This window comes from Streptomyces sp. A01 (assembly GCF_059026195.1).
Map to the genome: position 1 here is coordinate 1 of NZ_JBWLKN010000051.1, position 26,946 is coordinate 26,946.

Annotated in this window: 25 protein-coding genes and 2 pseudogenes; 11 read left to right on the forward strand and 16 right to left on the reverse strand. The window is 69.5% G+C overall.

Going from position 1 to position 26,946, the window contains the following annotated elements:
* Positions 1-120, forward strand: a pseudogene (locus tag AC5P1B_RS34610) (flavodoxin-dependent (E)-4-hydroxy-3-methylbut-2-enyl-diphosphate synthase); the annotation flags it as partial.
* Positions 121-184: 64 nt separating this feature from the next.
* Here the strand turns inward: AC5P1B_RS34610 and AC5P1B_RS34615 are convergent.
* The 3 genes and pseudogenes from AC5P1B_RS34615 to AC5P1B_RS34625 all read right to left on the reverse strand — a co-directional run bounded on the left by AC5P1B_RS34615 (position 185) and on the right by AC5P1B_RS34625 (position 3,327).
* Positions 185-1,057: an alpha/beta fold hydrolase gene (locus AC5P1B_RS34615; RefSeq protein ID WP_493891990.1), complete on the reverse strand. Its 873-nt coding sequence runs from the start codon at positions 1,055-1,057 to the stop codon at positions 185-187.
* A 345-nt stretch (positions 1,058-1,402) separates the two neighbouring features.
* A complete protein-coding gene (locus AC5P1B_RS34620; protein WP_493891991.1) occupies positions 1,403-1,969 on the reverse strand; it encodes an NUDIX domain-containing protein in 567 nt (188 codons plus the stop codon).
* A 1-nt stretch (position 1,970) separates the two neighbouring features.
* A pseudogene (locus tag AC5P1B_RS34625) lies at positions 1,971-3,327 on the reverse strand (NsdA family TPR-like regulatory protein).
* A 196-nt stretch (positions 3,328-3,523) separates the two neighbouring features.
* Here AC5P1B_RS34625 and AC5P1B_RS34630 point away from each other — a divergent pair.
* From AC5P1B_RS34630 to AC5P1B_RS34640, 3 genes are all read left to right on the forward strand, one after another.
* Positions 3,524-3,943 (forward strand): ATP-binding protein, encoded by a 420-nt coding sequence (locus AC5P1B_RS34630; RefSeq protein WP_493891992.1) that lies wholly within the window; start codon positions 3,524-3,526, stop codon positions 3,941-3,943.
* A 115-nt stretch (positions 3,944-4,058) separates the two neighbouring features.
* Complete coding sequence (locus AC5P1B_RS34635; protein WP_493891993.1) at positions 4,059-4,541, forward strand: glycine-rich domain-containing protein; 483 nt, start codon at positions 4,059-4,061, stop codon at positions 4,539-4,541.
* Positions 4,542-4,574: 33 nt separating this feature from the next.
* Positions 4,575-4,850 (forward strand): hypothetical protein, encoded by a 276-nt coding sequence (locus AC5P1B_RS34640; protein ID WP_493891994.1) that lies wholly within the window; start codon positions 4,575-4,577, stop codon positions 4,848-4,850.
* A gap of 231 nt (positions 4,851-5,081) precedes the next feature.
* On the opposite strand, the gene AC5P1B_RS34645 is transcribed toward AC5P1B_RS34640, so the two are convergent.
* The 7 genes from AC5P1B_RS34645 to AC5P1B_RS34675 all read right to left on the reverse strand — a co-directional run bounded on the left by AC5P1B_RS34645 (position 5,082) and on the right by AC5P1B_RS34675 (position 15,764).
* The gene (locus tag AC5P1B_RS34645; RefSeq protein ID WP_493891995.1) at positions 5,082-6,410 is read right to left on the reverse strand and encodes a class II 3-deoxy-7-phosphoheptulonate synthase; all 1,329 of its coding nucleotides are present in this window, start codon (positions 6,408-6,410) and stop codon (positions 5,082-5,084) included.
* Between the two features lie 234 nt (positions 6,411-6,644).
* Positions 6,645-7,454, reverse strand: coding sequence for a 4'-phosphopantetheinyl transferase family protein (locus tag AC5P1B_RS34650; RefSeq protein ID WP_493891996.1), 810 nt, complete (start codon positions 7,452-7,454; stop codon positions 6,645-6,647).
* Positions 7,451-9,649 (reverse strand): anthranilate synthase component I, encoded by a 2,199-nt coding sequence (locus tag AC5P1B_RS34655; protein ID WP_493891997.1) that lies wholly within the window; start codon positions 9,647-9,649, stop codon positions 7,451-7,453. Before AC5P1B_RS34655 ends, AC5P1B_RS34650 begins: the two co-directional genes overlap by 4 nt.
* Positions 9,650-9,977: 328 nt before the next feature.
* Complete coding sequence (locus tag AC5P1B_RS34660) at positions 9,978-11,693, reverse strand: FAD-dependent monooxygenase (RefSeq protein ID WP_493891998.1); 1,716 nt, start codon at positions 11,691-11,693, stop codon at positions 9,978-9,980.
* A gap of 4 nt (positions 11,694-11,697) precedes the next feature.
* Positions 11,698-13,374, reverse strand: coding sequence for a class I adenylate-forming enzyme family protein (locus AC5P1B_RS34665; RefSeq protein ID WP_493891999.1), 1,677 nt, complete (start codon positions 13,372-13,374; stop codon positions 11,698-11,700).
* A 5-nt stretch (positions 13,375-13,379) separates the two neighbouring features.
* Positions 13,380-13,652, reverse strand: a complete 273-nt coding sequence (locus AC5P1B_RS34670) for an acyl carrier protein (protein ID WP_493892000.1) — start codon at positions 13,650-13,652, stop codon at positions 13,380-13,382.
* A 555-nt stretch (positions 13,653-14,207) separates the two neighbouring features.
* Positions 14,208-15,764, reverse strand: a complete 1,557-nt coding sequence (locus AC5P1B_RS34675; RefSeq protein ID WP_493892001.1) for a class I adenylate-forming enzyme family protein — start codon at positions 15,762-15,764, stop codon at positions 14,208-14,210.
* Between the two features lie 1,191 nt (positions 15,765-16,955).
* Here AC5P1B_RS34675 and AC5P1B_RS34680 point away from each other — a divergent pair.
* Positions 16,956-18,365, forward strand: a complete 1,410-nt coding sequence (locus AC5P1B_RS34680; RefSeq protein ID WP_493892002.1) for a M1 family metallopeptidase — start codon at positions 16,956-16,958, stop codon at positions 18,363-18,365.
* A gap of 142 nt (positions 18,366-18,507) precedes the next feature.
* On the opposite strand, the gene AC5P1B_RS34685 is transcribed toward AC5P1B_RS34680, so the two are convergent.
* Entirely contained in the window at positions 18,508-19,302 is a 795-nt protein-coding gene (locus tag AC5P1B_RS34685) for a calcium-binding protein (RefSeq protein ID WP_493892003.1), read from the reverse strand.
* Between the two features lie 519 nt (positions 19,303-19,821).
* Here AC5P1B_RS34685 and AC5P1B_RS34690 point away from each other — a divergent pair.
* The 4 genes from AC5P1B_RS34690 (at position 19,822) to AC5P1B_RS34705 (ending at position 22,655) form a co-directional block, all read left to right on the forward strand.
* The gene (locus AC5P1B_RS34690; RefSeq protein ID WP_493892004.1) at positions 19,822-20,259 is read left to right on the forward strand and encodes a subtilase-type protease inhibitor; all 438 of its coding nucleotides are present in this window, start codon (positions 19,822-19,824) and stop codon (positions 20,257-20,259) included.
* Positions 20,260-20,302: 43 nt separating this feature from the next.
* Positions 20,303-20,845, forward strand: coding sequence for a hypothetical protein (locus tag AC5P1B_RS34695; protein ID WP_493892005.1), 543 nt, complete (start codon positions 20,303-20,305; stop codon positions 20,843-20,845).
* Between the two features lie 255 nt (positions 20,846-21,100).
* Complete coding sequence (locus tag AC5P1B_RS34700; protein WP_493892006.1) at positions 21,101-22,003, forward strand: phosphotransferase family protein; 903 nt, start codon at positions 21,101-21,103, stop codon at positions 22,001-22,003.
* Positions 22,004-22,049: 46 nt separating this feature from the next.
* Entirely contained in the window at positions 22,050-22,655 is a 606-nt protein-coding gene (locus tag AC5P1B_RS34705) for a hypothetical protein (protein WP_493892007.1), read from the forward strand.
* Positions 22,656-22,771: 116 nt separating this feature from the next.
* Here the strand turns inward: AC5P1B_RS34705 and AC5P1B_RS34710 are convergent, their stop codons facing one another.
* The 5 genes from AC5P1B_RS34710 to AC5P1B_RS34730 form a co-directional block, all read right to left on the reverse strand.
* Positions 22,772-24,010 (reverse strand): MFS transporter, encoded by a 1,239-nt coding sequence (locus AC5P1B_RS34710; RefSeq protein WP_493892008.1) that lies wholly within the window; start codon positions 24,008-24,010, stop codon positions 22,772-22,774.
* A gap of 198 nt (positions 24,011-24,208) precedes the next feature.
* Positions 24,209-24,805, reverse strand: coding sequence for a TetR/AcrR family transcriptional regulator (locus tag AC5P1B_RS34715; protein ID WP_493892009.1), 597 nt, complete (start codon positions 24,803-24,805; stop codon positions 24,209-24,211).
* Between the two features lie 480 nt (positions 24,806-25,285).
* Complete coding sequence (locus tag AC5P1B_RS34720) at positions 25,286-25,417, reverse strand: hypothetical protein (protein ID WP_493892010.1); 132 nt, start codon at positions 25,415-25,417, stop codon at positions 25,286-25,288.
* A 13-nt stretch (positions 25,418-25,430) separates the two neighbouring features.
* Positions 25,431-25,685, reverse strand: a complete 255-nt coding sequence (locus tag AC5P1B_RS34725) for a Txe/YoeB family addiction module toxin (protein ID WP_493892011.1) — start codon at positions 25,683-25,685, stop codon at positions 25,431-25,433.
* Positions 25,682-25,963: a type II toxin-antitoxin system Phd/YefM family antitoxin gene (locus AC5P1B_RS34730; protein WP_493892012.1), complete on the reverse strand. Its 282-nt coding sequence runs from the start codon at positions 25,961-25,963 to the stop codon at positions 25,682-25,684. The genes AC5P1B_RS34725 and AC5P1B_RS34730 overlap by 4 nt, the downstream gene beginning before the upstream one ends.
* Positions 25,964-26,204: 241 nt before the next feature.
* On the opposite strand from AC5P1B_RS34730, the gene AC5P1B_RS34735 reads away from it, so the two are divergent.
* Both AC5P1B_RS34735 and AC5P1B_RS34740 read left to right on the forward strand, forming a co-directional pair.
* Positions 26,205-26,474, forward strand: coding sequence for a type II toxin-antitoxin system Phd/YefM family antitoxin (locus tag AC5P1B_RS34735; protein WP_493892013.1), 270 nt, complete (start codon positions 26,205-26,207; stop codon positions 26,472-26,474).
* Positions 26,467-26,730 carry a type II toxin-antitoxin system RelE family toxin gene (locus tag AC5P1B_RS34740; RefSeq protein WP_493892014.1) on the forward strand — a complete coding sequence of 88 codons (264 nt, stop codon included), beginning with the start codon at positions 26,467-26,469 and terminating at the stop codon, positions 26,728-26,730. Before AC5P1B_RS34735 ends, AC5P1B_RS34740 begins: the two co-directional genes overlap by 8 nt.
* The last annotated feature ends 216 nt before the right edge of the window (positions 26,731-26,946 follow it).

The following is a 26,946-nucleotide window of genomic DNA, read 5'->3' on the forward strand; positions in this document are numbered from 1 at the left end:
AAGACCGTGCCGGAGTCGAAGATCGTGGAGACCCTGATCGACGAGGCCATGAAGATCGCCGAACAGATGGAAAAGGATGGCGTGGAGTCGGGCGAACCGCAGGTGAGCATCGCGGGTTAGGACTGAGAGAACGTCTCCATTGGGTTGGCGGAGCCGTGGTGCTGGCGACCCTCCTTGCTCCACATCAGCGTTTGGTGGTGTGGTCCAGGATTGCGGTGGCCAGCGGAGTATGCACCTCGCGGGGCAGTGCGTGGCCCATGCCGGGAATTTCGACGACGCGTGCGCCGCGGATCACCTGGGCGAGGTGGTGGGGATGGGGTGGCGGGCAGACTGGTTCGGCCGGTGCGGAGATGGCGAGGGTGGGCACGCTGGTCCGCGCGAGCTGTTCGGTGCGGTCCATGCCGGAGGCGTCGGCACGGGCGTGCGCGGTGCTGGTCGCGTAGTGCCCGGTGTGCTCGATGATTTGCCGCTCCAGGGCGCGTGCGTATTCGGCATCGAAGGAAAGCTGGTCACCGCCCAGGACCCGCCAGTGCTCGACTCGCCGCTCCAACTCGGCTTCCAAGCCGTGATCCTCCACAGGGCGGGCCCACATCTCCATGAGGCGGGGGTCGATGCCGGGCAGCTCTTCGGGCGGGGTCCGGCTCCCGTCCGGGTGCACATACGGGGTGGTGCTCAGCGCGCTCGTGCCGATCAGGGTCGCGCTGAGGAGTCGTTCGGGATGGTCGGCGATGAGAAGTTGGGCGAGCATGCCGCCCAGTGACATGCCCACTATGTGGGCGCGGTCGACGCCGAAGCCGTCCAACACCGTGATGGCGTCTTCCGCGAGCTCGGTGAGGGGGTAGGACTGCTGGTCGAACGACCAGGTGGAGCGGCCGGTGTCGCGATGGTCGTAGCGGATCACGTGATGGCGGGAGGCGAGCGTGTCCACCAGTTCGTCCGGCCAGCCCACGCCGGACGCTTGCGCACCCATGATCAGCAGCAGCGGAGACGCATCGGCCGCACCACGGTCCTCCGCCCACAGACGTACACCGGGCGCTGCGCTGATGAAGCGTTCCATGATGCTCCTCCTACGTGTCCGACATCAAGCGAGGCGAGACGTATCGTATCGCGTGGTGATCGCCTCGGCACGCGAATACCGGCGACCGCGCCAGGGTGTGGTGGGGCGCGTGCCGCGAACTCTTGGACAGGGACCATTCGTCGTTCCCGGCACGAGGTGATCGAGAATCTGGTGCCGGACGGGCTGTAGGAGTCATTCACGAGGGTGGCTCCAGAGCCGCCGGTCAGGCCGCAGGGCGGTAAGCGCGAACCACCAAGTGAGACGACTTCGAAAACGACGACCGGCTGGCCCGCGTCCCGCGCGGCCAACCGGTGTGTGTTTCCCGCGAATCGGCCTCAGCGTCGTTCAGCTCCACCCGTCGAGGGAGACCTGAGAACCGCCGTCGAGGTAGCGGTGAAGAGCACTGGCCGTGGACCTCACGAACGCCTCGGGGACGGCGTTGGCATGGACCCATGCGACGCGGGAGTGTTTACGCGGTTCGCGGTTTTCGGGCTCGCCGGACCATTCGTGAGCCACGAAAACGACTGTGAGGAAGCCGTTCGGAGCTTCGACACCCCAGGCGCCGTGGATGATGTGGGCGATCTTCAGTGACTCGGGCTTCACCGTGAGGCCCGTCTCCTCGTAGAGCTCTCGCACCGCGGTCTCGGTGATCGGCTCACCCGGTTCGCTCTTACCAACGGGCAGATCCCACATGCCCTGGGCGAACTTGGCGTTTTCGCCGCGCTGGAGGAGGACGACGCGGTCGGTGACCTTGTCGTGGACGATGACGGCGGCGACCAGCAGGGTCATGGACTCTGATGCGGGTGTGAGGGCTTTGGGCTGATCGTCGGTCGGCTGAGCCACGGTGGTCCCTTCGTCGGCCAAGTTGGCAGCTCCCCCGCTCGCACGTAGCGAAGACTTGGGGAGGGGCATGCTAGATCATTGCTTCCTGTGCGCGGCGGGCCAGTTCAGCAGCTCCGGGCACTCGGCGACGCCGGTAGACGGCGAGCGTTGACGTGAGCGATGCGACCGCTTTACGGGTTCGGTCGGATGTCATGCCCTCCATGAGTGTCAGAGCTTGGCCCCAAGTGGCGACCGCTTCGTCAGCGCGTGCCTGGGCGGCGAGACTGTCTCCGAGGTCCGCGTAGGTGAGTGCATGGACGCGCTTGTACTTCGCGGGGTCCCAGCGAATGAGCGCGTCACGGTGCTGCTGTTCGGTACCGACGTGGTCGGCGAGGTCGGTCAGAGTGCGGGCAGTGTGGCTGGCGACGGTGCCGGCAGGCGGGCCGCTGACGCGCGAGTAGCTGGGCTGAGGACCGTCGTCTCGGAGGAGAGCGTCTTCGGCGACAAGCAGGGCGCGAGCTGCGGCGGACTTCTCGCCGATGGCGGCGTAGGCGCGGGCGTGGGTGATATGGAGGAGGGCTTCGGTCTGGCCGTCGACATGCCCGAGGCCGCGAGCAAGGGCACCTTCGACGAGATCGACACAGTGACGAGGCTGTTTGAGGCTGAGCGCCTGGTGAGCCAGGGCGCGCATCATCCAGGTGGCGTGGCCGTGCGGGTCCGCCTCGCAGGCGAGTTGGTAGCCGACTTGGTAGTAGCGCTGGGCGAGGCCTTCATGGCCGAGGTCGTGGTGTTTCCACCCCGCGAGATAGGCAAGCTCGGCGACGGCACCGAAGGCCGCTTGGCGCAAGAGTTCGGAGGGGAATCGTCCCCGGAGCATGGGCGCTGCGGTGTCGGCAAGGTATGCAGTGACGGTGGTCAGGCCATGGCCACCACCGAGGCGCTCATCGGCCACGCAGAAGGCTGCGGTGACGTGGCGTACAACCTCCACGTCCTCCAAAGCCGACCATGGCCTTGCCGGTACGGGCACGAAGCATGCGGGCGGTGCACTCGTGGTCGTAGGTGAGCGGCATGGCGACGCCAGCGGTGGTGAAGGCGGCGATCGCGAGGAATCGGCGGCGCTCGACATCAGCGCGGCCCAGGTCGGTGGCAGCGTGGACGGGGTCAAGCTCGTCCGGTCCGTTGGCTTCCGGAGCGCGTAAGCCGATCTCAGCCTGGGTGATGATGCGCCCTGCTCGGCGGGACAGTGCCTCGGCGAGGTACTGACCAGTCCGGCCGGTGGGCTGGCGAACGCCGTTTACCCAGTGGGAGACGGCTGACTTGTTGGTCTGAAGGATCTCGCCGTTCTCTGCGGCGACGCGTCGGACGTCCTTTGCCAGGGATTCGTACGTGCAGCCGATCGCCTCGATGGTTTCGCGCATGCGGGAGTGGGCTTCTCTCTGCGCTGCCACGATCACCTCCGGTTCGGAACTGTAAACCGCGTATACCGCTCGACCTGCGCTCTACCGTACCTACTCACCGTGACGACCGGTTCACTTATCGAAAGCCGTCTGGAACGGCTCGATCCTGTCCCAGGCTCCCTACTTGGCCGGGCGGCTCCCCCACGGTGCGGGCCGCATCTACCACGCACACCACCAAGAGGTCCTGATGACTGTGACCACGACCGCTCGTCGCACCGGACACCCTGTATACACCGAGACCCTGCCCTGCGCGGCGGAGAGCGCCGCACCGGCCCGCGCGCTGGTCCGTACGGCCTTATCCGCGTGGGGCCTGGACGACCTGGTGGAAGCGGGCATCCACGTCGTCTCGGAACTCGTCGCCAACTCCGTCACCCACACCAGCACCCGGTTCCTGCGCCTGACCGTCACCCGGCCGACGGAGAAGTTCGTACGCATCGCTGTCGTGGACAAGTCGAAGCGGGCGCCGGAGACCTGTACGGCCGAGGCGGGGGACGAAAGCGGACGGGGGCTGGCGATCGTCGAAGCGCTGACGTGGCGCTGGGGCACCGACGAACTGCGGTGGGGGAAACGCGTATGGGGTGAGCTGAAGTGCGAGCGCCGCCAATGACCGCGTCACCGAACCCGCAGGGAGGGGTCGCACCACGAGGCGACAACCGCCTCGCAGGAAAGCACGCCCGGACAGGCCGGGCCCAGTGAGACTCCCCTACACAGGAGGTAGGCACATGCATGACTTGCGCACCTTGCTCCCCGCGACCGCGTTCAGGGGCGTCGTCGCAACGGTCATGGACAACAACCCGGGAATGCGACAGCCCGTGGCTACGCGTGTGGTGGCCGAAGCCTTGAAGTTCGTCATGGCCGCCGCTCGATTCCCGACCGTGCCCATTCAGCCGTCTCGGGTGGTTGACGAGGGGTGGCACGCGCTCATCCTGCACACGCACCCGTACGCGTCGCTGTGCGAGACCTTGGGCCGCTTCGTACATCACTATCCGGAGCGGCCGGACACCTCGCGTCATGACCCGACCGCACTCACACGGACCATGGCCCTGATCGAACAGGCAGGCCACCCCGTCGACAACGCGCTGTGGGCCCCGCCGACAGAGCCTTTGGTGCCCGTAGCTGCCAATTGTTCGCATACACCGGTGCCGGGCGGCTGCGGGCCGATCAGGCCGGGCAACTGCGCCGCACACTGCACCACAGGTGACTAGGCTGCCCGCGTTCATCATGGAATGAGGTGACGAGTGAACGCGGACCAAGCCAAATGCGTCGACGCTCTGCTCAGACACCTGGGGCTCCCCGGCGTGCTGGCCCCGCAGCAGCCGGAGGACCCCACGGGGCGCTGGCGCGTCTACGACCAGGCCGATCCCGATACCCGCACGGACACGACGGCTGACGCGCTCGCGAGCGTCGCGGAGCAGTACCTCGCGTCGCTCGACCCGCCAAAACCTCAGCCCGAGGAGCCGAAGAAGCCCGCAGGGCCCACCCGGGGTTTCGTCATTCCGCCTGCCAGTGACTGAGCTGCCCCAATGCTCCCCGGCTCCTTAATCGCCGGACAGGCTCGAAATCCCAGCCCGTCCGGCGATTGAGGACAACCTCAGCCCATTCGAGCGGGACGTCGGACGCCCCTTCCAGTCCGTCCGGCGTTTGAGGACGAAAACGGGAAGGGGCGGGGCCGGGGAGAAAGAACCGCCGGTCACGGTCCGCACCCACCCCACCCCGCCCCACCACAGGCGGCCGGAACCCGCCGGTCAGTCCGCCAGGTACGTCTCCGCCACCAGGAACGCCAGGTCGAGGGACTGGCTGCGGTTCAGGCGGGGGTCGCAGGACGTCTCGTAGCGATGGCGCAGGTCGTCGGCGAAGACCTCGCCGCCTACGCACTCGGTGACGTCGTCGCCGGTCAGCTCGACGTGGATGCCGCCCGCGTGCGTGCCCAGGGCCTTGTGGACCTCGAAGAAGCCCTTCACCTCGTCCAGCACATCGTCGAAGCGGCGGGTCTTGTGGCCGCTGGGTGCCTCGAAGGTGTTGCCGTGCATCGGATCGCACACCCAGGCGACCTGCGCGCCCGACGCCCTGACCTTCTCCACCAGGGTCGGGAGCTTGTCGCGTACGTGGCCCGCGCCCATGCGGACGACGAACGTCAGCCTTCCCGGCTCGCGGTCCTCGTCCAGGCGGTCGATCAGGGCCAGCGCCTCGTCGGCGGTCGCCTTCGGGCCGAGCTTCACGGCGATCGGGTTACGGATCTTGGAGAAGAACTCCACGTGTGCGCCGTCCAGCTGGCGGGTGCGTTCACCGATCCACACCATGTGCCCCGACAGGTCGTACAGCTCTCCGGTCCGCTGGTCGACCCGGGTCAGCGCCGCCTCGTAATCGAGCACCAGCGCCTCGTGTGAGGCGTAGAACTCGGTGGTGCGCATCTCCTCCGGGTCCGTTCCGCAGGCGTGCATGAAGCTCAGGGCACGGTCGATCTGGCTCGCCAGCGCCTCATAACGCTGCCCGGACGGTGAGGACTTCACGAAGTCCTGGTTCCAGGCGTGCACCTGGCGCAGGTCGGCGTAGCCGCCCGTGGTGAAGGCGCGCACCAGGTTGAGGGTCGCGGCCGACGCCTGGTACATGCGTTTCAGCCGCTGCGGGTCCGGGGTGCGGGACGCCTCGGTGAACTCCAGGCCGTTGACGGAGTCGCCCCGGTAGGCCGGGAGCGTGACGCCTTCACGGGTCTCAGTGGGCTTGGAGCGCGGCTTGCTGTACTGGCCCGCCATCCGGCCGACCTTCACCACCGGGACCGACCCGGCGTAGGTGAGGACGGCGCCCATCTGGAGCAGGGTCTTGAGCTTGTTGCGGATCTGGTCGGCGCTCACGGCGTCGAAGGTCTCCGCGCAGTCGCCGCCCTGGAGGAGGAACGCCTCGCCCCGGGCGACGGCGGCGAGCCGGTCGCGCAGCTGATCGCACTCGCCGGCGAAGACAAGCGGCGGGTAGGACTCCAGGTCGGTGATCGCTTCGCGCAGTGCCTGCTGGTCGGGCCAGTCGGGCTGCTGCGCGGCGGGAAGGGAGCGCCAGGTTTCCGTCGAGTGTGTGTTCATGGCGTGTCGTATGCGGCGGGGCCGGGCGGGCCTGCCGCTCTCCTCTCTGAGTACTTCAGGGCTCTTCAGGACGTGAGGTCTCTGGGCGCTTACGGCACACGCGCGGGCAGGGGGCTTCGCTCCGTCAGTGGAGTCAGCGTGGGTGCGGTCGGTGGTGTTGGTGTTGGTGGTGGTGTTGTTGGTGTTGGTGGTGGTGTTGTTGGTGTTGGTGTGCGGTCGTTGGAGGCAGTGGTGTCAGTGCGGTCTGCGGTGGTGGTGGTGACGGTGTCTGGGAGGGCTGGTGGTCGCTGAGGGGCCGGCTGGGGCTGTGGGAGCGGCGGGGTCTGCTGCCGCGGTGGGCTCCGTGCGGCCGGTCGGCTTGGGCAGGGGCAGCCGGACCGCCGCCACCACGCAGTTGTCGATGACCGAGCAGCGGGCCGAGCCGCCGCGCAGGGCGGCGGGGGGCGCCTCGCCGCCGACGGTGAGGACCACCGGGCCACCCTCGGCCACCGGGTCGCCGTCGGCCGCCGGGACGGTCCACTCCAGTTCCACGGAGCGGAAGGACAGGCCCTCCTGCCGTGCCACGGGCACGGCCTTGTACAGCGCCTCCTTGGCGCAGAAGATCCGCAGGACCGCCAGCTCCGGGTCGGCCGCGGCCGCCACGCGCCGGAGTTCGCCGGGTGTGCAGACGTAGCGCCGCGCCGCGTACAGGCCCGGCGCGGAGGCCAGTGGCTCGATGTCCAGGCCCACAGCGAGCCCCCGCTCCGTGGTGACGGCGCAGACGGCCACGTCGTCGGTGTGGCTGAGGGAGCCCCGGACGCCGTGCGGCCAGCGCGGGGCGCCGCGCTTGTCCCGCAGCGGCCAGTGCGGCGCCCCGGTGAGCGCGGCGGTGGCGCGGGCGGCCGCCAGCCGGCCCGCCGCGTACGTGCCCCGCCGCAGCGGCGCGGCGAAGCCCGGGAGCTCCGCGCGCACCTCTGCGGGAAGGCCGCTGAACGGCAGCTCGCCGACGGCCGCGTGCGCGACCGTCACCGAGCCGCCGAACAGCGCCTGTGCGCGTCCGTTCACCGGGATGTACGGGTCAGCTGCGCGACCGCGTTGGCCACGACCTGGTGCCCGGTCCTTCCCTCACCCGTCATGATCGACTCGGGGTGGAACTGCACGGCGGCCAGCCGCCGCTCCGGTGCCTCCACCGCCATCGCCACGCCGCCGTCCTGCGTCACAGCGGTCACCCGCAGCCCGTCGGGGATGTGGGCGGGGTCGGCGTAGAGCGAGTGGTAGCGGCCGACTTCGAAGGTCTCGGGCAGCCCGGCGAGCACGCCCGATTCCGCGGTGGTGCGCCGCACCAGGGACGGCTTGCCGTGGACCGGCGCGGGCAGTGTGGCCAGCTCGCCGCCGAGGTATTCCACGATGCCCTGGAGGCCCAGGCAGACGCCGAAGACGGGGATGCCGAGCCGGTCCGCCTCGGCCAGCGTCGCCGAGACCTTGAAGTCGGTGGGAGTGCCGGGCCCCGGCGAGAGCACCACGAGGTCGGGCCGCCGCTCCTCGATCAGCTCCAGGTGGCCGCCGCTGCGGTAGGTGTCCACGTCCGCGCCGGTCTCGCGGAAGTACCCGGCGAGGCAGTGCACGAACGAGTCGCGGTGGTCGACGAGCAGCACGCTCTTCCCGGTGCCGGGCCGCTCGCGCACCTCGGCGCGCGCCACCGGGGGTGTCGCCCCGGAAAGGACCTCAAGCAGGGCCTTCGCCTTGAGTTCGGTCTCGCGCTCCTCGTCGCCGGGGGTCGAGTCATACAGCAGGGTCGCGCCCGCCCTGACGATGCCGATCCCGTCCCGGATCTGGATGGTGCGCAGCGTCAGCACGGTGTCCAGGCAGCCGTCGAAGCCGATGCGGCCGACCGCTCCGCCGTACCAGCGGCGCGGGGAGCGCTCGTGCCGCTCGATGAACTCCACCGCCGCCAGCTTGGGCGCGCCGGTGACGGTCACCGCCCACAGGTGGGCGAGGAAGGCGTCCAGCGCGTCGAAGCCGGGCCGCAGTTCGCCCTCAACGTGGTCGACGGTGTGGATCAGCGTCGAGTACGTCTCGATGCTGCGCCGGGCGGTGACCTTGATGGTGCCGGGAACGCAGACGCGCGACTTGTCGTTGCGGTCGACGTCCGTGCACATGGTCAGCTCGTGCTCGTCCTTGGCGGAGTTGAGCAGGTCGCGGATGCGCTCGGCGTCCTGGAGGGCGTTCGCGCCGCGCTGCGCCGTGCCGCTGATGGGCGCCGACTCCACGAGCAGCCGCTCGTCGTCGGCGTCGATGCCCCGGCTGACCCGGACGAACATCTCCGGGGAGGCGCCGACGAGGTATTCGCCGTCACCGAGGTTCATCAGCAGACTGTGCGGCGCGGGGTTGCGCTCGTACAGGCGGCGGAACAGCTGCGCGGGGGCGGCTGTGACGGCGTGCTGGAACACCTGGCTCGGCACGACCTCGAACAGGTCCCCGGAGCGGAACAGCGGCATCGCCGCGTCCACGACCTGGGCGTACTCACCGACCTTGTGGTCGCGGCTGCCCTGGGACGGCCGTCCGGGCACGAACGCCTGGGCGGGTGTGGCGGTGGGCAGCCACTGCGTGCTGGCGCCGTCGAACGCGAAGTCGTACTGGTGCCGGACCGCTTCGTCGCTGCGCAGGTCCAAGTCGTGGATGACGTCCGGGAGGTGCAGCACCATGTCCCGGTCGTCGGGGTCGCGGTGCTGGCGGGCGTCCATGGGATCGACCTGGAAGATCAGGTCGTAGCCGAACGAGCCGAACAGCCCGAGCAGCGGGTCGTCGGGCACCGCTAGGGCCGCGATCAGCGCCCGTACGGCGGCGAAGACGCCGACGTGGCGGGTCCGGTCCTCCTCGGCGAAGACGCCGTGCGGGGTGCCACCGTGCACGCGCAGCGTGTCGCCGTCGGCGTCCACCGATCCCGGCAGCTTCGCGAGCGCGGAGCCGATGGCGGGCAGCAGCACCTTGCCGCGGCCGTTGAGGGCGCGCACGGTGAGCCGGTCGCCGCGCGCGGCGATCTCCAGCGGCGGGTCGACGTAGCCGATGATCCGGTCGCGTCCCCGGAAGAGGACCATGCCGCGGCGCTCGTCGAGCGCCGCCTCCAACTGTGCGCGGGCCGCCGCGGCGCTGCCGGTGCGTTCCGTTGTACGGATCACCTCAACACCGGCCGGAGTGGTCCAGCGACCGGTCTCCGATCGCTCCCTCCTGGCCGCCCCCGTCATGTCCGTCGAGGTCATCCCCACCGTTCTCCTCCATAGGTGCGTGCATCAGTGCGTAATTGGGCGTGCGCGTGGTCATGCGCACGGGTCGTCCGTGCATGGGTGTGCGCATGCGGCTGTGCGGCTGTGCGTGCGTTGGCGCTCGCACCGGTATGTGCGGTAGCGCTCGCACCGGTACGTGCGGTGGTGCTCGCTTCGGCGCGCGCGGCAGTGCGTGTGTACGTACGCGCGCGGGTGCGTGTGCCCGTACGTGCGCGCATGCCCGCTTCCGTGCGTGCTGACGGAGCGGTGTGCGGGAGCGGGCGGGTCCGTCCGGCTCCCTGTGCCCGTGCGGTGGCGGCCTGGGTCACCGTGTTCCCCCGGTCACGGTCCAGACCGCGTCGGCCCTGCCCCCCAGCACATGGGCCCAGCCCTGGCTCAGTTCCCCCGGGCCGCACACGTAGGCGCATCGCACTTCCGTGCCGCTGTGGACGCGCTCGCAGAGCACGAGCTGGGTGGTGCGGTTGATCGCGGCGCTCGCCGCCCCGGGGGCGACAGCCACCACGTCGAGGGCGACGGTGCGGGCCAGCTTCGCCACGCCCTCGGCGACCTGGCCCACGGCCTCCTCGGTCTCCGCCAGCGGCGGCCGCACCAGCACGCCGAGCGTGCCGCCCGGCACCGCGGCGCGCAGCTCACGCAGCCGCCGCGCCGCCCCGTCCAGCAGCGCGCCCTGGTCCGCCGCCGGGTCCTCCAGCGGAAGTTCGAGCACCACGGGCCCGCCCTCGGCGGCATCCGCGGCTTCAACGGCGTCAGCGAGCAGCCGCTCGGCCGGTCCCGGCTCCGCCCGCCACGCGTCGGCGCCGATCAGCGTCGCACGCGGCCCGGCGCCGGACGTCTCCCCCGTCCCGGCCGCCGCCAGCACCGGCACCGGTCCCCCGGGCAGCGGCGTCAGGGGCACCCCGGTCCGCTCGGGCAGCCCGGGATCGACCCGCAGCAGCAGGTCGGCCGGGGCCTGCCCGGTGCGGGTCAGCAGCCGCAGCATGAGCGTTCCGGTGTCGAGGCCGCCGTGTTCCCTGGGGTGGTCCCACATCCGCTTGCTCGCCCATGCGGCGCGCTGGATGTTCTCCACCGTGGGGCGGCGGGCGGTCTCGAAGGCGGCGAGCGCCTCCTCGGCACCGGGCTGCGTGGTGAGGCAGCGGGCGAGTTCCGCCGCGTCCTCCAGGGCCATGGTGGTGCCCGAGCCGACCGAGAAGTGCGCGGTGTGCACGGCGTCGCCGATGCCCACAAGCCGCCCCTTCGACCACCGCTCGGCCCGTACGCCGGAGAACGTCAGCCAGCGGGAGCCGTTGCCGAGCAGCGTGGCGCCCGCGAGATCGTCGGCGAAGACATCGGCGCAGAACCGCATCGCCTGGTCGTCGTTCCAGCCCGGCGGCTGGGTGTGGCCGTCGGTGAAACCCGCCGACTGCCAGTCCTCGCCGCCGATCTCGACGAGGAAGGTGGACCTGCCGTCCTCGTACGGGTAGACGTGCGCGCCCACCGGGCCGTGCTCGCTGTCGGCGAAGAGGAACGTCATCGCGTCGAACGCCCGGTCCACGCCGAACCACGCGTACCGGCTGGTCCCTGGCGTGACCCGGGCGCCCAGCGCTTCGGCGTGCGCGGCGCGGGTGCGGCTGCCCGCCCCGTCGGCCGCCACGACGACGTCGTAACGGTCCAGCAGTTCGTCCGCGTCGACGTCGGTGCCGTAGCGCAGCCCGGCCCCGGCCTCCTCGGCGAGGCGGCGCAGGGTGCCGAGCATCGCCCGGCGCCCCACCGCCGCGAAGCCGTGCCCGCCGGAGCGGACCGAGACGCCGCCGCGCCGCACCTCGACGTCCTCCCACCGGGCACCGTGCTCAAGCAGCGCGGCCACCACGTCGGGGGCGGTGGCGCGCAGCCTGGCCAGGCTCAGCCGGGAGAAGACGACGCCGAAGCCGTACGTGGCGTCGGCCGGACTGCGCTCGAAGACGTCGGCCTGCTCGCCCGCCCGGCACAGCAGCAGTGCGAGGAAGAGCCCGGCGGGCCCACCTCCCACACATGCGACTCGCACCGGCTCACGCCTTCCCTGAGCGGACAGCGCCGCGCCCGGCGGGACCGGCCCCGGCCACCTCGGTTTCCTTCGCCGCGCTCGCTGTGGTGGCCGCGCTGGCCGCGTTGGCCGCGTTGGCCGCGTTCGCTGTGTTCGCCGCCCCCGCCGCCTTGGCTCCGGCTGCCTTGGCTTCCTTCGCCTTGGCTTCTTCGGCGAGCTGGTCGCGCAGGACCCGGCGCAGCAGCTTGCCCGCGCCGTTGCGGGGGATCTCCTCGACGAAGCGGACGGCGGCCGGCCGCTTGTAGCTGGCGAGTTCGGCGGCGCAGGCGCCGATCAGCGCGGCGACGGTGGGCGGCTCGTCACCGGCGGCGACGAAGGCGACCGGCACCTCGCCCCACTCGTCGTTCGGCGTCCCGACGACGGCCACGTCCCGCACCCCGGGCTGGGTGGCGAGCACCCGCTCGATCTCGGCCGGGTAGACGTTCTGGCCGCCCCGGATCAGGACGTCGTTGCGCCGGTCCACCAGGTAGAGGTAACCGTTCTCGTCCGCGTAACCGACATCGCCGGTGCGCAGCCAGCCGCCGCGCACGGCCTTCGCCGTCGCGTCGGTGTTACGCCAGTACAGGAGCATCCTGCCGTCGCCGCGTACGCAGATCTCACCGACCTCGCCGGTCGGCACGGGCTTGCCCGAGTCGTCCTGCACCTCGATGTGGTAGCCGGGCAGCATGCGGCCGGCGGTGGGCAGCACGGACGCGTCGGTGCTGTCGGTGCCGAAGGGCCACTCGCCCTCGCGGAAGGCGTGCGTCGCGATGGGGCCGCCGCCCTCGGTGATGCCGTAGATGCTGCGCATCGGGCACGGGAAGCTCTTCAGGCACTCCCGCAGCAGCTCCTCCGGCATCGGGGCGCCACCGAACATGATGTCCTTGAGGCTGGAGATGTCGGCGGTCTGGAACGCCTTCGTCCGCAGCACGAAGCGAGCCATCGAGGGCACCAGGAACGTCTTCGTCGCCCGGTATTCGGCGACGTCGGCGAGCCAGCGCTGCGGCGTGAACTCCGTTTCCAGCACGAGCGCGCCGCCCGCCGCGAGCAGGGCCAGACCGATGACCACGCTGCCGTGGAACAGCGGGCAGGGGTTGACCATCACATCGTCCGCGGAGAAGCCGACCTCGGCGGCCATCGCCGTGTAGCAGGCGGAGATGGACCGGTGGGTGACGGCAACGCCCTTGGCGTGCCCGGTGGTCGCCGAGGTGTGGAGGATGGCGAAGATGTCGTCCTGGCGGGGCAGCGGCAGCTCGCGGGCCGGGGTGGCCGCCATCTCCTCGTACGTGTCGGAGCCGAACGACACGCGCCAGCCGTCGCCGAAGGCGTCTCCGACGCGGTCGAAGACCTGCTGTTCGGCGAAGATCCCGACCGGTTCCACGTTGCGGACGATGTGCTCGACCTCGGGCGCCGGGAAGGACGGGTTGATGGGGCAGACGACGACGCCCGCCTTGCCGCCCGCGATGTACAGCTCAAGGACCTCGACCCGGCTGCGGGCGCAGACGGCCACCCGCTGGCCCTTCTCCGCGCCCCGGTCGAGCAGCGCGCAAGCCAGGGCGTCGGTGCGGTCGTCCAGTTCCCGCCAGGTCAGGCGGCGGTTGGGGTCGGCAAGGGCCAGCCGGTCAGGGCGAAGCAGCCGGTTGCGCTTGACGAAATGTGCCATCCACATCAGTGGGCCTCCCCCGCCGTCACCGTGGCGGCGTCCGCACCGCGCGCCACGAGTACCTGATTGATGCCGTCGAGGGTGTGCAGCGCCCCCAGCTCGTCGTCGTCCAGCGGTTCGCCGGTGCGCTCCTCCAGCGCCAGCGCCAGCCGGATCAGGTCACCGGAGTTGAGACCCGCGTTGATCAGGTCGGCGTCGCCGGGCACACCGTCCAGCAGCTGAGGCAGGTCGACGAACTCCAGCAGGAGGTGGTGGCCGGGTGTGAGGTGGTCGCTCATGAGCTCCCCTTGGTTGTCGTGGTGGGTACTGGGGACAGGGACAGCGGAAAAGACAGCGGAAGACGTCCCAGGCGGCTGGGACCCTGGCTCAGCCGCACGCGGCCGCGGCCACCGCACCGCCCCGGGCGGCGGGGGGAGCGGGTACGGCGCGGCAAGCGCCCGGCCGTGGCCAGGTGGGCGTACATCGGTGACGGAGCCGCGGACCAGCGGGGCAGCGGCCCGCCCCGCCCGGGTCGCGGGGTTCCGTCTCGGCACGGATGCCGCGCGGCGCGTGGGGATCGTCGCGAGTCGGCGTTGACGCCGACATCGGTGCCGGTGCCGGTGCCGGTACGGCAGGTGCGGAACGCACGGCACGTATGAGCGTTACGGCAGTTGCGGGCGTGACAAAAGATGTGAGCGGCTCCGCCGGCCTGAGCGGCGCCGCAGGTGCGGGCCGTGACAGCGTTGCCGGGTGTATCGATTCTTCGGTAGTTCGCGGTGCCGCTGGGGCCAGCGGAGCACCGGTCCCTAACGGGGCGGTTGAGGTGCGCGATGCTGTTCTCATGGCGGCCTGTCTCACCGGGCCCCGAGCCGCGTCAGTTCGCCGGAGGCGAGCAGCCTGGCCACCTCAAGCCGCTTCACCTTCCAGGTCGCGGTGTGCGGTATGTCGTCCCACCGGCACTGCACGGCGGGGGCGAGTTCGGGCAGTCCGGTGACCGCCTCGGCCCACGCGGCGCGGTCCAGCGGGCGGTCGCCCCGCGTGCACACGAGCGGGACGGGTGGACCTTCCGCTACGGGAATGAGCACGGCCTCGGTCAGCTGCCGCATCCGCTCCAGGATCTGGTCCTCGGCCGCCAGCAGGCTCTCCACGCCACTGCTCTGGTCCACGATCCGGTCGTACAGGTGCAGGCAGCCCCGCTTGCTGAGCGCGCCCACGTCACCCATCGCCCACCAGCCGTCGACCCGCTGGTCGCGCTGGCCGAGGTAGGCGGGCGTGACCCCGGCGGACTTGCCGTATATCTCGCCGGTCCGGCCCTTGCCGAGCTTGTTCTTGCCGCTCTCGTCGGTGATGCGCACCTTCGTGTGGCCGATCATCGGACGCCCCACGCAGCGGCCGTCCGTGCAGCCCTTCTCCGCCCGGTGCAGCTTGATGGTGATGGGGCCGGTCTCGGTCTGCCCGTACGCCTGGAGGTAGCGGGCACCCGGGCGCCCGGCGGCCAGCATCGTACGGATGGTCCTGGGGTGCGCGGCGTCGAACGAGCTGATGAACATCCGGACCTGGGAGAGGAGTTCGGGGCTCTCCTCGGCGGTCTCCTCCCAGCGGATGAACGCGTTCGGCAGGGTCTCCACGATCCCCGGGCGCACCCGGGCGAGCATCCGCGCCGCGTTGGCCGGGTCCGGGTCGGTCATGAAGCCCAGCGGCAGCCCGACGGCCAGCACCGTGAGCATGCCCGACATGGCGCGCGCGTGGACGGGCGAGACGCAGGTCAGATACGGGTCCCTGAGCCGGACCACGCGCAGGAAGTTGACCTGCGGCTTGGCGTGCCCGGCGAAGCTCTCCACGGTGTGCAGCACCAACTTGGGCACACCGGTGGTGCCGGAACTGTGCGTCACCAGCTGCGGCGTGTCGTTCGGGGGCACGCCGGTGGTGGGCAGCTCACCGTCGGGCTGGTCCTGGAGCGAGCCGCCGAAGCGACCTGGCTTCCCGACGTACAGCCGGACCGGCGCCTCCCCGGGCACCTCGTCGAGAGCCCCCGACTCCTCGGTCGCGGCGTCGGTGACGATCGTGCTGGGCTCGCCCCGAGACACGTGCAGGCCAAGGGGGTTCGCCCCGACACCGGCGTGCGTGAGGATCGGCACCGCGCCCGCCCTGGCGCACGCGAAGGCGAGCAGGATGATGTCGAAGTTGGCGCGCTTGGTGACCAGCACGCGGTTGCCGGGGAGGACACCCGCCCCGGCGAGCTGCCGCGCCGCGCGGTCCACCAGCCGGGCGAACGTCGCGAAGTCCAGCGTGTCCCCGGCCTCGGGGAACAGGTCGAGCGGCTGGTCCAGGTACATCGGTACATCGGGGTGCCTGCGGGCCGCCTCACGGGGTGCGGTGGCGAGCGCCAGCGTGGGTCGTATCCGGCCCATCGTCGGTTCACCCTTCCTGGGTCACGCGGGGACGCGTCCGGTGCCCGGTTGGCCTTCTCGGTTGGTGTTCTCGATCGCGGCGCAGTGCCCAGCGCGCCTGTCGCGACGGCATGACGTGCCCAGCCCCAGCCTGCTGCTCGCTTCGCCCGCCGACCGCGGGCACCCGGTTACGGGACGCGGCAGCCGGTTCCGGGCTGCGCCAGGTCCTTGTCGCGGCCCTGGTCCACTGGCGAGAACTTCCGGCCACCCGGAGGGGAGCCGGCGGAACATTCGGTGGTGGAGGGAGTGGCGGAGAGAGGAGAGCGGGGAAATGGGCGAGCGGGGCAGCCGGCGCGGCTGTCTTCCCCGTTTCGCTTGTCAGCGGCCCCGTGCGCCATGGGGCGCGGCATGCCGGGGGCTCGGTGCTTGGCGGCTATTCGGTCCGGGTTTCCGGCGAGCGAGTGAACGTGGCGTACGTCACCCGGTTTCCGGTCACCGTAAGGCACCCACCGAAATTCCCTGAGCAGTCCGTACGTGGAATTACGCCCACCTTGACCACTGATGAAGAAGTCGTCCGGCGACAGCGTCACCGCACTGCGGCCGACTCCGGTGTACGGCGCGCACAAGCCGTTGAGCTGGGAGTTCCGACCGTGGTCAACGCGGCGCACATCGGGTGGCCCCCCTACCTGACCCGCCACGTCGCATTCCTCCTAAGTTCGTTCACGGATCGCATCAGCTGCGTATCGCGGGTGCCGACTTGGTCGCGGACACCCCCGGAAGGAAACAAGGAGGGACACCAGTGTGCTAAACCCGTCCCGCGCGACAGAGAGGGTGGTGTGAAGCCCTCTGGTGCTCCCCCGAGCGCAGCACCACGCTACGGTGACGCAGGGGTGCAGGCGTATGACAGATAACTGCCTAGGCAATGGCATGAGATGCTTCAGCGCGTGGCACCGACGTGCCAGTCAAATCGGGATGACACACGGCGTCACATTGCTGACATCGGGGCTTTCCGGGGCGACGAGTCCGCCATCCGGGGCACCACCGCGTCGCAGCGGCTCGACAACCGCGCTCATGCCCCGTTGTCATGGCACAGACCCGCAGATCCGCAAACCCGCAGATCCGCAGATCCGCAGATCTAAGACCTGAAGTCCTGAAGGCCCGCAGACCTGCGATCCCGCACAACCTCATCCCGCACAACCTAGGAGCACCCCGTTGTCCCGTCGTCCCACGCTGAGGGCAGCACTGCCCTGCGTCCTGCTGCTGGTCGCCTGCGTGGCGTGTGACGGCGCGTCCGGCCCGGGCGCCGACGACGCGGGAAGACCGGGCGCGGCGGGCGTCGGCGACAAGCTGTTCCCGAAGCTCGGCAACGGCGGCTACGACGTCACCCACTACGGCCTCAGCCTCGACTACGACCCGGAAGCCAACCACCTGACGGGCACCGCGAAGATCTCCGCCCGCGCCACCGCCCCGCTCAGCTCCCTGAATCTGGACCTCGCGGGAATGCGCGTCCGCAAGGCGACCGTGAACGGCGAGCCGGCCAAGACGGCGCGCGAAGGCACGGAGTTGACGCTCACCCCGCGCGACTCCCTCGCCAAAGGCCGTACGTTCACCGCCACCGTCGAGTACACGGGCGCCCCGAAGACCATCGTCGGCGCCGACGGAGGGGCGGAGGGCTGGATCGAGACGGACGACGGCGCGGTCGGCCTCGGCGAGCCCTCCGGGTCCATGGCGTGGTTCCCCGGCAACCACCACCCGTCCGACAAGGCCACGTACGACATCGGCATCACCGTCCCCGAGGAGTACACGGCCGTCGCGGGCGGCGAGCTGCGGCAGCGGCGCAGCGAGGACGGCCACACCACCTTCGACTGGCACAGCGGGGAGCCGATGGCCGGCTACCTGGCCACGGTCGCCGTCGGGTCCTTCGACGTCCACTCCACCGAGGAGGGCGTGCCGAGTTACGTAGCCATCGACCCCGACCAGGCGAAGAAGAGCACCGCCGTCGCGGACGACCTCGCCGAGATCATGGACTGGGAGAGCGGCCTCTTCGGCCCGTACCCCTTCTCCTCCACCGGCGCCATCGTCGACCACAACCCCGACCTCGGCTACGCGCTGGAGACCCAGAGCAAGCCGTACTACAGCTCCGCCCCCGATGAGTACCTCCAGGTCCACGAGCTGGCCCACCAGTGGTTCGGCGACTCGGTCACGCCTCGCACGTGGGGCGACATCTGGCTGAACGAGGGCTTCGCCACGTACGCGGAGTGGCTGTGGGAGGAGGAGATGGACGAGGAGGGCCGCAGCGCGGACGAGATCTTCGACGACTTCTACGACGGCACCGACGACGAGAGCGAAGGAATCTGGGACTTCCCGCCCGGCACCCCGCCGAGCGCGGCACAGCTCCTCGACCCGCCGGTCTACGGGCGCGGCGCGATGGTCCTGCACCAGGTCCGCAAGGCCGTCGGCGACAAGACGTTCCGCTCGATCCTGCGCACCTGGACGAAGGAACACCGGCACGGCACGGCCCGCACCCAGGACTTCATCGACCTGTGCGAACAGGAGTCGGGCGACGACCTTGGCGAGCTGTTCCAGACGTGGCTGTACACGAAGGGCAAACCGAAGGTCTGAGCGCGCGCCGCCCGGGGTCCGGGTCCGGGCCCGTGGAGCACACCGACGCGGTGCCCGATGGGGGTCGGGCACCGCGACGAGTCCGTTCAGCGGTTCAGCGGTTCAGCGGTTCAGCGGTTCAGCGGTTCAGCGGTTCAGCGGTTCAGAACAGCACCTCACAGTTGAGCCGCGTTTCGATCCTGACGTCACAGCGGTCGCTGGAGCCCTCGCCACCGTCGCCCCAGTCGTTGGTGCCCTCTGGGTCGGTCAGCGTGTCGTCACCCTCGTCGCCCGAGAGGGTGTCCGTGCCGTCGCCGCCGTTGAGGCTGTCGTCGTCCTCGCCGCCGTTGAGGCTGTCGGCTCCGCCCTCACCGGCGATCGTGTCGGCACCTTCCTCGCCGTAGGCGCTGTCGGGACCCGTTCCGCCCCGCAGCCGGTCGCCACCCGATCCGCCGTTGAGGAAGTCGGCACCGGACCCTCCGCTGAGGGTGTCCGCACTGGTGCCGCCGTCCAACCAGTCCTGCCCCTGAGATCCGTTGAGTACGTCGGCTCCGGCACCGCCGACGAGCGAATCGCTGCCCGGCCCGGCGATGATGATGTCGGCTCCCCCACCACCGTCGAGGTAGTCGTCGCCCGTTCCACCGTCGATCCGGTCCGCCGCGCTGCCACCGGAGACCACGTCCGCGCCGTCACCGGAGCAGACGGTGTGGCTGCCGCTGCCACCGAGCATGATCGTGTCGTTACCGGCTCCCGTGGTCACGACCAGCGGTGTGTCGGATTTCAGCTCGATCCGGTCATCGCCGTCCGTGCCGACGACTGTGGCGCTACGGCCCTGACACGTCGTCGGCGGGGCCGCGTTCGCCGCCGACGGCCAGGTCGCCACGACCCCTCCCGCCAGCAGTACCACCGGCAGTACCCGGCTCAACGACGTTCTGGCGTGTCCTCGCATGGTGCCCATCAATGTGCCTCCCTGTCTCGGGGTGGACGTGATGTCGCAGCTGCGTACGGCTTTCCCCTCCGGCCCGGCCCGCCTCCCGACGGGCGTTGGCGGCCGGGGTGAAAACGTGTCGGACGCTACCCCGAGGCCGGACGCCCCAACAACCCGCACATCCGGCCATAACGACCTAATAGGCCATGAACATGCCATTCCCTTTGTGAACCACATGGCCCGCCGCCTGTACGGCCCGACGGAGCGCTGCGTTCCGGCCTTTTGGTGATGACGGGACGTGGCCGACACGGGTGATGGCGTGACCCGAGGGACATCAGATGCTGAAGGTGGCGGCCGCGCGGGCCCGGCAACCGCCGTCCACCCAGCCAGGTAACGCGCGGCGCCCCCGGGCAGCGCTGCGCCGATGCGCAATGAGCCACCGTACGGCCGTCGTGACCGGCTGAGATACGGGCGCTGGATTCGCCGCTGCCCGGTGCACGGAGTAAGGCTCGTCTCCGGTATCAGCAATCCAACGAAGGAGCGTTCGACATGTGGTCTAGGCGAGGAGTCGTCCTGGGCGCCGTCTTATCGGTTGGCTGTGTGGCCGCACTGGGCACGGGAACCGCCGCGAACGCCGAGCCCGCACAGACAGACCGGCCCTCCCGCCCGTCGGCGCTGGTGCTCACGATCGCCAAGGGCGAGAACGCGAGCGACGCCACGGTGCAGCGTGCCGCGCTGCTGCGCTGCGCCCCCAAGCCCCAAGGTGACCACCCCACTCCGCGAGAGGCGTGCGCCCAGCTGCGGGACGTGGAAGGGAACGTCAGCGCCGTAACCGATCAGGACCCGGGCCGCATCTGTACGTACATCTGGGACCCGGTCGTGATCACTGCCCACGGCGTGTGGCAGGGCGAGCGGGTGTCCTACTCGGAGACCTTCGCCAACGAGTGCGTGATGCGGGGCGAGAAGGGACCGGTCTTCACCTTCTGAGCCACCGGCTCGCACCGCCGGTCACCGGCATGACAGCTTGGCGATGACCGGACCGGCCGACTGCGACGCGGACCCCCGCGACGCAGGCGACTCCGAGGCGTGCACCTCCGCGCCCCGCTACTTGGACCCGAGCTCCGGACCTTCCCTACGGGCTCGGGTCCTCCCGTGGGACTCGGGTACTTCCGTACGAGAGCCCCTCGCGGTCAGCCGCTGGACGCGGCGAAGGCCCGCCGGTCGCGGAAAAGCCGAGGCCGCCGTCGCACAGGGCTACGTCTACGTCCGGGAAGACCACGTGGACACCTTCGACGGCCGGGAGTTCATCGAACGACTGGCCCCGCTGAAGATGGCCTACACCAACATGTACGGCATCCTCGCCGTCGTCTTCGATCAGATGGTCCCAGGCGATTCCGTCCAACGGCTCACCACCGAGAACACCACCTTGAAGCGTCGGGTCCAACAGCTGACCCAAGAACACCGGGCCCTTCAGGAACGATTCGAAGGCGCCCGCTCCAACCTCCGCTTCGCCGACAAACGCGTCGCCGACCTCGAAGTGCGAGTCCTTGAACACCAGCAGCCCCACTCGTGACCTTCGGTGCGCAAGATGTGAGTCCAGATCGCCTCTCAGCGGCGCCGGCATCGAGCGGCCCACCCGCCCGCCGTCGCTTGCATTGTCCGCCCGGCGCACGAAGCGGAAATGTCTTTGCTTCTCACTATCAAGGCTCAGTAACGTTCGGTAGGTGGCTTGATCTCCCATGCCGTCGGCCTGACCGGCGGTCGAAACATTCGCTCCGCCGCCGTCGGCATCCGACTGCGGCTCGTTTGACTTGTCCAGGAGATCCTGATGCCCCAGAGCAACATGTCTGACCGAGCTTATACGCGCACTGCCCAGGCTGTGCTGAGCGAGGCCAACCACGCGCATGACACCCGGTTCCAGCTGCATCACCGATTCGATGACGGGGTCCAGTCAGGAGCGTGGCTCCTGACCGACAACACCGGCCGACGAGCGGTACTGAAATGGAGCCCCGCCCGCGCCTGGGCTCGTCAGATCGAGCATGCCGCTGAGGGAGTTGCGAAGATCCGCGCTGCCGGGTATCCAACACCGGCATGGCTCGCCGTCGGCACGAGCACAGACGGCTTCGGGTACCAGATTCAGGACTTTGTAACTGGTCGCAGCCCGAATCAAGTGGCGGCAAGCGAGGCCCAATTGCTGATCGACCTCCTGGAGACGCACGCGAGCCTCGATCCCGACCCGCACAGGTGCTGGTCGCAGTACGTGACAGACCGCATGACCGACCGGCATGAGGACCTGTGGCAGCAGGCGGCCGATACCGGCCCAACCGGGCAGAAACTCGTCAACGCCTGCGAGCGGCTTCTCGCTGCCCACGGACCTGTCACTTTGCCCACCGGCGACCTGGTCCACGGCGATTTCCGCCCTGGCAACATCCTCTTCCACGCAGATCGTGTCAGCGGTGTCATCGACATGGAAGCGCTTGGCAGCGGCACCAGGGTTTTCGACTACGCAACGCTTCTGAGCGCCCACGACATCACCCCTGAGGCGGTGCAGATGCTCTGCACCGCCGGCGCGCGGGTCGCCGGCCCCGGTGCTCTGGCCTACTGCTTCGCCCACGTCGTCCTCGACCTTGCCGTCTTCGTCCATCGACGAAACCTTCGACCAGGTATCGAGAGCGTGAGCACGCTCCATGAGCGCGTACTGAGACTGCTGAACCACACCGACGGGGTCTAGAGATCCTCAGCGTCGCGTGCCCCTACGCGACGCTGAGACGCACCTCATGCACGACCCGAACACTGACCTGGTCGGTAAAAGCGACTTCGACGATCTGATGCGCGGGGAGTTCCACCTCACCCCCGCCGGGCCTGGCATCGCCGAGATCCCGGACTGGCGGGGCATGGTGCACCTGCCCGACCCCGAAGCGGCCGTGCTTCTCGACCGCGACGGCAGCCTGACCGAGGCCGCACGCCAACTCGCCGACTTCCAGCCGCCGGTGCCCACGGACACGGCGCGACAGCTCACCGACGAGCTGACGAACTGGACCCGGATGCTCGCCCACGCGCTGGCCCGGGGCGAGACGGGCCGCGCCCACGCCCTGCTGCACACCGCCGTCGCCCCGCAGCAGCTCCAGCTCTGCCGCCTGCTACGCGGCTCCACAGCCCATTGGCTCACCCCCAGCCGGGCCATGGAAGCCGATCTGCCCGCCGCCGACCAGGACCGCTACCTCGCCACGACCGCCTCGGCCCGGCCCGACGAGGTCCGTGCGGCGGCCCGGCACAGCCGGCAGTCGAGCCGGGAGCTGATCGGGGAGGCGGCCACCCGGTGGAACACCCGTGTGACGACCGGCCTCCACGACGAGATCACCGACTTCATCGGCCGTAGCTGAACAACCCCGACCACCCAGCGTGCGCCCGCACCCACCCGTCCCTACGGCGAACAAGTGCGGGCGCACGCGCCCCGCTTCCGTAGCCGACCACGGACCGAGGACGGCCACCCGGGATCTCAGACGGCCTTGTCCGCCATGCTCAGCACGGGCTCCCCCGCAGCGGAAACGGAAGCCGGCGGAGCGGGCTGCGCGGCCGGAGGGGAGGGCTCTGCGTCCCTCGCACGCCAGCGAGGCAGTTCGGGGATGAGCGTGAGGAGCCCGATCGCGGCCATGGCGGCGCCGATCCACACCGGCGCCCGCAGCCCGAAGTGGTTGATGCCCACGCCTCCGACCGACGAGCCGATGATGATGCCGAGGGTGATGAAGGAGGAGTGGACGCTGTTCACCAGGGCCCGGGCGTTTCCGGCGCGCTGGACGCGGGTGATCATCGCCGGGTTCATCGTGATGCCGACCAGCCCGATGCCCATCATGAACACCACCGCCGGCACCGCGACATGGGCCAGCAGCGCGAATCCGACGAGGAAGAACAGGTTCAGGAGCAGGCCGCCCAGCAGAACGCTGACGGTGTGCCGGTCGGCGAGGCGCCCGACGATGTTGTTCCCGACGACGGTGGCAGCGCCGTACGCGATGAGAAGGAGCGGTACCGCTCCGGCGCTGAACCCGGTGACCTCGGTGAGGATCGGGTTGAAGTAGCTGAACGCGGAGAATGTCGCACCGATGATGAGAGTGGAGGTGGAGAGGACCAGCCATAGCCTGGGGTTCCTGAAGGCGCCCAGTTCCTCCCGGAAGTTCCCGCCGTCCTCCGAACGTTCCACGTTCGGCACGCCGGCGATCGTGCACAGCGCGGCGACGACGGTCATCACGGTGATGGCCCAGAAGGCCGCTCGCCAGCCGAGGTGTTCGCCGATCAGGGTGGACAGCGGAAGCCCGAGCAGTGTGCCGAGCATCAGCCCGTTCATGGCGACGGCGATGGCCCGGCCGCGCATGTCCGGCCGCGTCAACTGGGCGCACAGCGAGAGGGACACGCCGAAGAACGCCTGTGAGGCGACGCCCGTGATGACCCGAGCCACCACCATGAGCGTGTAGTTGGGCGCGGTGGCGGCCAGCACGTTACCCAGAAGGAAGACGCCGAACAGCACCATCAGCGCCGACTTCTGGCGCATCCGGAGCACGGCGGCGGTAAGAAACGGCCCGCCGAAGGCCATGGCCACCGCGAACGCGGTGATCAGAAAGCCGATCTGCGAGACGCTGACGTCCAGTCCCTCAGCCATCTGCGGCATCAGTCCAGCGACGACGAACTCGCTGGTGACCATGGAAAAGATGCCCATGGCCAGCACGTATATGGCACGTGGCATGGCAGGTGCTCCCGTTGTCTGTCGATTTTGTAACGTACGGTTCAAAACTTGCCCACAAAAAACCCGCCAAGGCGCAACAAACGCACCCGGCCCACATACGTGAACACCCGGACACGCGGACACCGGGACACCCGGGCACGCGGAATCGGCAATCGGCAATCGGCAATCGGCAATCGGCAATCGGACGAGGATCGACGCTCAGACCGTGAGCGCGTCCATCGCCGTAGCCGCGATGGCCTCCAGAGCGTCGCGGTCGGCGCCCCCCTGGGCCGAGACCCGCATTCCGCCGATCACGGCGTTGACGAACCGCGCCAGCGAGCCGGCGTCCCGGGTGGAGGCGATGTCGCCGGCACGCTGCCCGGCCTCCATGACAGCCCTCAGGACATCCAGCCGACGCGCGAGATCCCGTTCCAGCATGGCGGCCGCCTCCGGGTCGCGTCCGGCGAGCTCCACGGTGGTGTTCACCGTCAGGCAGCCGATGCCACGCCCCTCCACACGCCGCTCGGACTCGCCGTCGATCACCACGTCGAACACCGTCCGGAGCCGCTCCACAGCCGACCGCTTCCCATCCTCAAGAACGGCCACATACGCGGCGGTCATGCTCTCCATGTAACGGGCCAGCGCCCGCGCGAACAGATCATGCTTGCTACTGAAGGTGTTGTAGATGCTGCTGCGCCCCAGCCCGGTGGCTTCGCACAGATCCTGAGTCGAGGTGGCCTCGTAGCCATTCACCCAGAAAGCCCGCATCGCCGCGTCCAGGGCCCGCTCCTCGTCGAACATCCTCGGTCGGGCCATGTCCGTACGGTAGCAGGTTCTGGACCGATCGATGCAATACCGGGGCCGCCGCAGCGACGGCACCCAGCGGCGGATGACGGTCCAGCGCCGTACGCCCGCCCCTCACGGGCGACATCGCCAAGGTCGCCGCATGCCCAAGGTCGCCGCATGACCGGAAGGGGTCGGGCTCGCCAGCGCCCGACCCTTTCCGTCCCGCACGCTTGTCAATTGACTGGCGAACAGTATGCGTACGGCTACACGTTGGAGCGGAACCCACAAATGGCCCGGGGCCACGCTGGTGGCCACGACGAGCCGGCCACACCCGAGCAACTGGTTCGAGCACCCCGCCGAGCCGGTCCTGCCGTCTGGCGTGGCCAAGGCGATCCGGCTCGCTCGTGCCGGAGGTTGGACTCCTGGGGCCCCTGGCTCCCCGTTCCGTCTCGATCAGTCCGATGGGTTCGTTCCTTCGCCATCAACACATCGGAAGCCGTCCGAACAGCCTCAGCCCCACCAGTTGAAGAGTGCCTCAGCCAGTTTTCCGGGACGCCAGTACTGGAGCTGGCGGCAGTACTGGATCTGGCGGCGCGCGGCCGACGTCAGCGCCGTGGTGTCCCAGCACGTCACCTCGCCCACGACCGCTCTGCGGTCAGTAGCGGTACCGAGCCGCGAGGATCACGACTTCCCTGTCCGTGACCAGGTAGACAAGGCGGTGCTCGTCGTCGATCCGCCTCGACCAAGCCCCGGGCAAGTGGCACTTCAGCGGCTCAGGCTTGCCGAACCCCGAGAAGGGGTCACGCTTGACGTCCTCGATGAGCTTGTTGATCCGCGCGAGCATCTTGCGGTCGTTCTTGAGCCAGGACGTGTAGTCCTCCCAGCCCTGATCCTCGAAAACGAGCCTCACGCGGCACCCGCAGCAGGGTCAGCCGCATCCGGATCAATCAGCTCGCGCTCCGACACGTTGACGTTGCCCAGAGCATTCTCGTACGCCTTGAGCAGTCGGCGAGCGTTCGCCGGGGAGCGCAGCAGATACGAGCCTTCCCGCAGCGCCGCATAGTCCTCGGCCGAGACAAGCACGGCATTGCCGTGCTTGGAGACGATCTCGATGGCCTCGTGGTCCTCGTTGACCTTCTTGATAAGCGGAAAGAGGGCCTTGCGGGCTTCGCTCGCCGTTATGGACATGAGCTGACTCCCTACATCGAGTGGTACCGAATAACGTACCTTCCGCAACGCTCTCGAACGGGGCCCACGAGGTGGCGTCCCATCGACACGCCTCTCCGACCTGGGAAAACACGGATCTGCGGGATCTCATCCAGCACCCATCCAGCACGGTGCGAGTTCATCCAGCACATCCAGCACACGCGACCGAGGTAACACACTCTCGCCATCGTGTACACATGAGACAGTCGGTACGCTTGGGCGCATGACGCAGCCACTGCCCACAGAGTCGATCCGCGACGTGCGCGCACACCTGGCGGAGGTCGTGGAGCGTGCGGACCGCGACGACGTTCCCACAGTGATCACACGCCGAGGCAAGGAAGTCGCCGCCATCGTCTCCATCGAGGTGCTGCGCAAATATCAGGAGTGGGAAGAGCGCGAGATCAACCGGATCATCGACGAACGCATGGCCAACCCGGCACCCGGTATCCCGATCGAGGACATCATGAGGGAGACGCTGGCGCGCAGTGAGTGAGTACCGGACCGTCTTCCGGCCCGAGGCGCAGGCCGAACTCCGGAAGATCCCTCGCGACATGGCCCTGCGCATCCTGGCCAAGCTGACCGAGCTGGAGAGCGACCCTCTCGGGTTCAGTACGACCGCACTCGTATCGCAGCCGGAGCGCCGCCGCCTGCGAGTCGGCGACTGCCGCGTCGTCTACACGATCGACAACGGCCAACTCGTGGTCTGGGTCGTACACGTCGAACACCGCTCCACCGTTGACGACACCTGACACCGGCTGATCCGGCGTCACAATATCCAGCACCATCCAGCACAGTGACGACGAAGGGGGCGACCCCCTCGGGAGTCGCCCCCTCCTGACCTGCACGCTTGACGAATCACCCAGCGCATAGCAACGGGTCGGTCACACGTTGAACCGGAATGTGCACTACAAAGCTCCCACCTGCGGAAACACTGTTCTGGGGCGCTCAAGTCAGCACAGAATCAG